Source organism: Desulfocastanea catecholica, assembly GCF_054657295.1.
In genome coordinates, this window is the sequence record NZ_BAAHYZ010000022.1 from 75,597 (window position 1) to 82,370 (window position 6,774).

The window sequence follows — 6,774 nt, forward strand, 5'->3', positions numbered from 1 at the left end:
ATCTGTATTGTTTTTTAATTTTTATCGACCAGTGATCATTCCCCATCTGATATATTGACAAACTCCTGTTGCGTCAAGTGATTTGTTCGTGATATTGTATTGCACATTCTGCAAAACTGAGCAGAAAAGGCCCAGCAGCAGCAACTCTTCCGGCCGGTCATGGCAGATAAATACAGCTGCCCACAGCAGCTTCACCATATCCTTTTGTTGTTTCTATCGTGAAAATCCGGGAACTTGAGCTGTTTCGACATCTGGCTTCGACTCTCCACTTCGGCCGTACCAGCCAGGAATGCAACATTACTCCCTCCGGGCTGACCCGCACCATCCAGCGGCTGGAAAACGATGTCGGCGAACCGCTTTTTTTTCGCAACAACCGGTCGGTGCACCTCACCCCGGCCGGCATGCTGTTTAAAGAATATTGTGACGAGAGTATCAGCAACTGGCACCTGTTCCGCGGCCATCTACAAAACGATTCTGTCCTCCGGGGTGAACTGTCTGTCTATTGCTCAGTCACGGCCATTCTTTCCATCCTGCCGCAGATCTTCAAAAGATTCCGCCGGACCCATCCGCAGGTGATGCTGCATGTGCAGACCGGCGATGCGGCCAAGGCTCTGCACAGACTCCAATCGCAGGAAGTCGATATTTCCATCGCCGCCCTTCCCGACTGCCAGCCGGAAGGTCTTGATTTTATCGAACTCCTGGAGACACCGCTGCTGTTCATTTTCCCCAGATTCTTTCCGGAAACGATCATGTATCGCCAGGGCGTGATACACTGGCCGCGAACACCCATTATTCTGCCGGCTGATGGATTAAGTAGAACCCGGGCGGAAAAGTGGTTTGCCGACAAGGGGATCCGCCCTTATATATATTCCCAGGTTTCAGGCAATGAAGCTATTATTGCCATGGTCGGCATGGGCTGCGGTGTCGGCATCGTTCCCCGTTTAGTCCTGGAGAAGAGCAGCCTGATCAACGAGGTGGAGATCCTCGACATCAATCCACAACTGCAGCCCTTCACCGTCGCCGCCTGCACCTCCTTGAAAAACAAACGCAATCCCCTGGTGCAGTCTTTCTGGAACATTGTCGAAACAGCAGCGGCAACAACATTCATATAAAATTTGAATCACTATGAAAACGATACTCATCACCAACGACGACGGCATTCATAGCCCCGGCATCCTCGCCCTGCAGCAGGCCCTGGCGGAACTCGGCGAAACCATTGTCATCGCCCCGGAGCGGGATAATTCGGCAGTCGCCCATTCGCTGACCATGAACCGTCCCCTGAAGATCACCAAGCTGAAAGAGAACTTTTATATGGTCGATGGCACACCCACCGACTGCGTCGCCCTCGGGTTGAAGAAAATCCTTAAGGCACCACCGGATCTGCTCGTTTCCGGAATCAACGCCGGCACCAATCTCGGCGATGATATTTCCTACTCCGGCACCGTCTCCGCGGCCATAGAAGGAACCATGTACGGCATCCCGTCCATGGCCCTTTCCGTCGGCGGCGAGCTGCCCTACGATTTCCAGGCAGCCATGCAGATTGCCGTGTGCATGGCCGGAAGAATCCTGCAGAATTTCCTGCCCGAGAACACCCTGCTCAATATCAACATTCCCAGCGGCCGCGCCTACAAAAAAATCAAGGTTACCCGCCAGGGAAGAAGACTCTGGGAAAATTCCATCCATGAAACCCTCGACCCCCGGGGCAAGAAACACTACTGGATCGGCGGAGGTACGGCCGCCCCCGACCCTGGGGAGGACACCGATGTCTATACCTTTGCCTGCGGCAATGTCTCCATCACCCCCATACAGCTTGATCTCACCAACCACACCGGCATTACCTATCTGAAGGAAAAATGGCGTCTGGAAGATGGTACACAAGGTGAGTAAAGGCCATATGACCACGGATCTGCGACAGAAAAAAAGCATTCTGGCGATAAACGTCGGCCTGGCGGCCAACGCTCTTCTCGCCGTGCTGAAGACCAGTGTCGGCATCTTCGGCCACAGCCCGGCGCTTCTGGCCGACGGCATCAACTCCACTTCGGATGTGGCCTACGGCATTGTTGTCAATATTTTCATGCGCTTATCCGGTAAACCCGCCGACAAGGAACACCCCTATGGCCACGATCGGCTGGAGTCGATTGCCGCAGTCGTGGTCGGCGCCTTTGTCATCACCACGGCAATCTCCATTTTCTGGGCATCGATCAACAATATCTACGAGCTGTTGAGCGGGGCCAGTGATTTTACCGGGGCATCCCAGCTGGCCCTGTGGATCGCACTGTTTACCATCCTGATGAAAATCTGGCTGTCGTTCTGGACCTATCGGATCGGCAAACTGACCAATAACAACGTGTTGATGGCCCTGGCGGCAGATCACCGTAACGATATTTTCTCGGCTCTGGCTGCGACCATCGGCATCATTTTCGGCCAGGTGGGATTCCTCTGGGTCGACCCCCTGGCCGGCGGCGTTGTCTCCATCATCATCTGCTTTACCGGCGTGGAGATCATCCGGGAGTCCGCCGCTGATCTGATGAATACCCTGCCGGGCAAGAAACTCACCGAGGAAATCCGCGGCAAGCTGGCAAAGTTAGATGAAGTGCTCGATGTCGAGGAAATCCATGGCCATCGATTCGGCCTGTATATGGTGGCCAACATCACCATCGGCATCTCCCCGGATCTCACCGTCTCAGAAGGTGACCGGATCGCCACCCGGGTGGAGAATCTGCTTATTGACGAAATCGACTTCATGCGGCGGGTCTTTGTCCACTATCATCCGGTGAAGACGAAAGGAAAAGAAGCCACAACTGAACTCTAACCCGGGTGAACGGGAAACAAGCCGGAATTCTCTTCAATACCCCCCAGAGGGGTGCTCTTTTCAGTAACAAAAACCTCTCAGATGCAGGAAGCGACAATGTCCTGCTGCATCTGTTCAATGATCCGTATCGGGTCCGCGGCCCTGGTTATCGGTCGGCCAACGACCACGTGGTTGGCCCCGTTTCTGATGGCCATCCCGGCGGTGACGATACGTTTCTGATCATCACTCGCATCGCTGACATTGGCGCCGGGCCGAATACCGGGGGTGACGATAAGCAGCTTGTCACCGAGGTCCTGACGCATTCTTTCCGCCTCCAGCCCGGAGGAAACGACCCCGTCACAACCCAGTTCCAAGGCCCTTTTCGCTCGGAAATAGACCAGATCGGCCACCGATTGGGTCATGCCCATCGCCCGCATATCCTCTTCACCAAAACTGGTCAGCACCGTTACCGCCAGCAGCTGCATGTCCCCCCTGGCGGTAACGGCGGCGCGAATTATCGCATCGTTGCCATGGATAGTGGCAAAGCTCACGCCCCGGCTGTTGACCTGCTCGACCGCCAGTTTGACCGTCTCGGGAATATCAAAAAACTTCAGGTCCAGCATGACCTTATGACCGCGGTCGACGATCCAGTCTACGGTGTCGAACCAGCTCGCCATAAAGAGCTGCAGCCCGACTTTATAAAAGGAAACATGCGATTCACATTTTCTGACTATCTCTTTGGCCAGCTCAGGACTGTTGACGTCAAGGGCGACAATGATTCTTTCTTGTAATGGTATTGTTGTCTTGCTCATGTTTTCTCCGAAGAATGTTGTTGTAATGTCGTTCTTTGTCCTGCGGTGCTCATTACGGTGCTGGCGCTTCCTGCCTGCTTCTTTCGTCTTCTGCAAGCAGAGCTGGAGGCAGCCGGCATTGATCCGTGACCAATGTAGGATGATTCTCTTTCTTTCTCCATAAATATTTCTTTCTTCTCGACACATTTGACAATGACGGGTACCGCGCCGAATTGGTCCGCCTTGTCGAGATGAGCGAACTCCTCGGCGATAAATAGTGCGCCGACTTTACAATTTTACTGATGCATATTATAATCAATGCATGATAACAAATAACAAAAAACCGCCGCATCCATTTTAGTTATCATGCAATAATCAATGGATTATGCTCCGATGTTCAGGAGGAATACCAGAAAGGAGATGCCTATGACTGTTAAAATTTTCATCAAACGAAAAGTTTCACCTGAAAATATTCTTCCGCTCACTGTTCTCCTGAAAAAACTGCGTAGCCTGACCTTAAACCAGTCGGGATACATTTACGGCGAAACCCTGAAAAGGGTCGACGATAAAGATGAGTGTATGGTGATAAGCACGTGGCGGTCAATGGAAGACTGGAAGGCATGGCTGCACAACGAAGAACGTATCGCTATCCAGAAAGAAATCGATCAACTTCTTGGTACGGAAACTGAATACGCTGCCTACGAAGTATAATTCCCACCTGAAAAAACTGTACCGCACAGCCCCGGTGTGGTACAGTCAGCTGTTGTTTTTCCACTGTGCGTGGTCGATATTCCTTGCAACATTATGTCTCGTTATCGGCAAATAATGACGTTTTATCAGAAACATTTGTTAAGCGTATTTACCTTATTGTTTTGATTCGATTCCTCTCTTGGTGTATCCTAGAGTCCTTCTTTTTTTAACCATCCTAATCATTCATTCAACAGTTCCGAGGCAAAGGCGCAATGATATTTGAAGGTGTGAAGCTTATGGTCGTCGGCATGACAACTGTCATGCTCTTTCTCGTCCTGATGATTCTCTTTATCAACCTCGTTTCTTTCCTGACGCGTGGCTCGGCAGCTCGAGAAGTTGAAGCGATTGCCAAAGAAAGAGCACTTCAGGTGGCAAATAGAAAAAAAACAAAAGAAGTCAGTTCCGGCGACGCTGACGAGGATATAGCAGTGATCGCCGCGGCTGTGGCAGCGTACGAGAGAGAACGATTCGCACAGGTATAGCCGCGGGCCGGTGTAATTCTCCGCAGTGTTCCTGTGCATATCTTTCGGTCAAACACGATAGTATTCCGATTCAACACCCCACAAGGGGGTATAAGGGCCTTGAGACAGCTTGATTTCTCACAAAAATAACAAGAAAAAATCTGTAAGGTTCTCAAAAACTAAGCGAGGAGAGGAACGGTGAGTAAAAAGGTTATTCAATTCATGGACACGTCTTTTAGAGATGGTTTTCAGTCCGTCTTTGGCGCGAGGGTATTTACTGATGACTTTATGCCCGCCGTGAAGGCTACCGTAGACGCGGGGATTACCAATATCGAGGCCGGCGGCGGCGCACGTTTTCAGAGTCTGTTCTTCTACTGTGGAGAATCCGCTTTCGACATGATGGATCGCTTCCGGACCGAAGTCGGCCCGAATGTCGCCCTGCAGACCCTGGCCCGCGGTATCAATGTTGTGGCGCTGAGTCAATGCCCCCGTGATATCATCGACCTGCATGCCAAAATGTTCAAAAAACACGGCATGACCACCATTCGAAATTTCGATGCCTTAAACGACGTGCGCAACCTGGAGTATTCCGGGGAACGTATCGCCCACCACGGCCTCAATCATCAGATCGTCGTTTCCATGATGGAGCTGCCTCCCGGCTGTTCCGGTGCGCACACCCCGGAATTCTACATGGATCGTCTGAAGCAGATCCTCGATGCAAACATTCCCTTCCATTCGATCTGCTTCAAAGATGCTTCCGGTACGTCCAATCCAAGAAAGGTCTACGAAACACTGAAGGCCGCCCGGAAGATCGTCTCCGAGGATACCATTCTCTGGTTCCATACCCACGATACCGCCGGCCTGGGCATCTCGCAGAACATGGCTGCCGTCGAAGGTGGCGCCAATGGTATTGATCTGGCCAAATCCCCGGTCAGCGGCGGTACCTGCCAGCCGGATATTCTCTCCATGATGCATGCCATGAAGGGTACTGAGTACACCCTGGATCTTGACTACGAAAAGATCATCATCGCTTCCGACACCTTTGAAGAGGCCATGAAAGACTATTTCGTTCCTCCCGAAGCTAAAATGATCTCACCGAAGGTCACCCTTTCGCCGATGCCCGGCGGCGCGCTTACCGCCAACACCATGATGATGCGTGATACCGGTACGCTGCATCTCTACCCCGCTGTCATCAAGGAAATGTCTGAAGTAGTTGCCCGTGGCGGTTTCGGAACCTCGGTCACCCCCGTCTCGCAGTTTTACTTCCAACAGGCCTATCTCAACGTCACCCAGGGCAAATGGAAGAAGATCAACCCGAGTTACGGTAATATGGTTCTCGGTTACTTCGGCCGCACCCCGGTGCCGGCTGATCCGGAAATTGTTAAAATCGCCTCGGAGCAGCTTGGCAAACCCGTCTTTACTGATGATCCGCTCGATATCCTCGAGCCCGGCATTCCTAAGGCCACGAAAATCCTTGAGGAAAACAAACTGCCGGTGACCGATGAGAACATCTTTATCATTGCCAGCTGTGAGCAGAAAGGACTCGATTTTCTCCTCGGCAACGCGGTCACCAATGTCCGCAAGATTACCGATGCGCCACCGGTCGACAAAAAAGCTGCTGCCCAAAAAGCCGCTGCTCCCGTTGCCGCCGCCTCGATCGGACCACGCGATTACACCATTACCGTCAATAACCGCCCGTACAATGTCACTGTTTCCGAAGGCGGGGGAATCCAGGCTGCCCGGACCAGCGCACCTGCTCCGGCTGCCGCCCCGGCTGCCGCGCCGGTTGTCGAAGGAACGGACGTGGATGCCCCGACCCCGGGAAATATTGTCAAGGTTCTCGTTAACCTCGGCAGCACTGTCACAGTTGACCAGCCTCTCGTCGTCATGGAAGCCATGAAAATGGAATCCGAGGTAAAATCTCCCTGCGCCGGCAAGGTCATCGCCATTCACATCGCCGCCGGTGATACTGTCCAGACCT

General features: G+C 52.6%; 7 protein-coding genes. 6 read left to right on the plus strand and 1 reads right to left on the minus strand.

What is annotated here, in order from left to right:
• Positions 1-218: 218 nt before the first annotated feature.
• From ilvY to ACYQ8U_RS17770, 3 genes are read left to right on the plus strand one after another with little or no spacing between them, the layout of a single operon-like run.
• Positions 219-1,112: an HTH-type transcriptional activator IlvY gene (gene ilvY, locus ACYQ8U_RS17760; protein WP_459946902.1), complete on the plus strand. Its 894-nt coding sequence runs from the start codon at positions 219-221 to the stop codon at positions 1,110-1,112.
• 13 nt (positions 1,113-1,125) lie between these two features.
• Positions 1,126-1,887 (plus strand): 5'/3'-nucleotidase SurE, encoded by a 762-nt coding sequence (gene surE / locus ACYQ8U_RS17765; RefSeq protein WP_459946903.1) that lies wholly within the window; start codon positions 1,126-1,128, stop codon positions 1,885-1,887.
• Positions 1,888-1,894: 7 nt separating this feature from the next.
• The gene (locus ACYQ8U_RS17770; RefSeq protein ID WP_459946904.1) at positions 1,895-2,812 is read left to right on the plus strand and encodes a cation diffusion facilitator family transporter; all 918 of its coding nucleotides are present in this window, start codon (positions 1,895-1,897) and stop codon (positions 2,810-2,812) included.
• Between the two features lie 77 nt (positions 2,813-2,889).
• On the opposite strand, the gene pyrF is transcribed toward ACYQ8U_RS17770, so the two are convergent.
• A complete protein-coding gene (pyrF, locus tag ACYQ8U_RS17775; RefSeq protein ID WP_459946905.1) occupies positions 2,890-3,603 on the minus strand; it encodes an orotidine-5'-phosphate decarboxylase in 714 nt (237 codons plus the stop codon).
• Positions 3,604-4,008: 405 nt separating this feature from the next.
• Between pyrF and ACYQ8U_RS17780 the strand changes: the two genes are divergently transcribed.
• From ACYQ8U_RS17780 to ACYQ8U_RS17790, 3 genes are all read left to right on the plus strand, one after another.
• Positions 4,009-4,293 (plus strand): antibiotic biosynthesis monooxygenase family protein, encoded by a 285-nt coding sequence (locus ACYQ8U_RS17780; RefSeq protein ID WP_459946906.1) that lies wholly within the window; start codon positions 4,009-4,011, stop codon positions 4,291-4,293.
• A gap of 251 nt (positions 4,294-4,544) precedes the next feature.
• Complete coding sequence (locus tag ACYQ8U_RS17785; protein WP_459946907.1) at positions 4,545-4,814, plus strand: OadG family protein; 270 nt, start codon at positions 4,545-4,547, stop codon at positions 4,812-4,814.
• Between the two features lie 201 nt (positions 4,815-5,015).
• On the plus strand, positions 5,016-6,774 hold a 1,759-nt coding region (locus ACYQ8U_RS17790; RefSeq protein WP_459946910.1), incomplete at its 3' end, for a biotin/lipoyl-containing protein.

Excerpts from the sequence above, each read along its gene's own strand:
- surE (WP_459946903.1), top strand. The coding sequence starts at position 1,126 with ATGAAAACGATACTCATCACCAACGACGACGGCATTCATAGCCCCGGC.
- ACYQ8U_RS17770 (WP_459946904.1), top strand. The coding sequence starts at position 1,895 with ATGACCACGGATCTGCGACAGAAAAAAAGCATTCTGGCGATAAACGTC.
- pyrF (WP_459946905.1), bottom strand. The coding sequence starts at position 3,603 with ATGAGCAAGACAACAATACCATTACAAGAAAGAATCATTGTCGCCCTT.
- ACYQ8U_RS17780 (WP_459946906.1), top strand. The coding sequence starts at position 4,009 with ATGACTGTTAAAATTTTCATCAAACGAAAAGTTTCACCTGAAAATATT.
- ACYQ8U_RS17785 (WP_459946907.1), top strand. The coding sequence starts at position 4,545 with ATGATATTTGAAGGTGTGAAGCTTATGGTCGTCGGCATGACAACTGTC.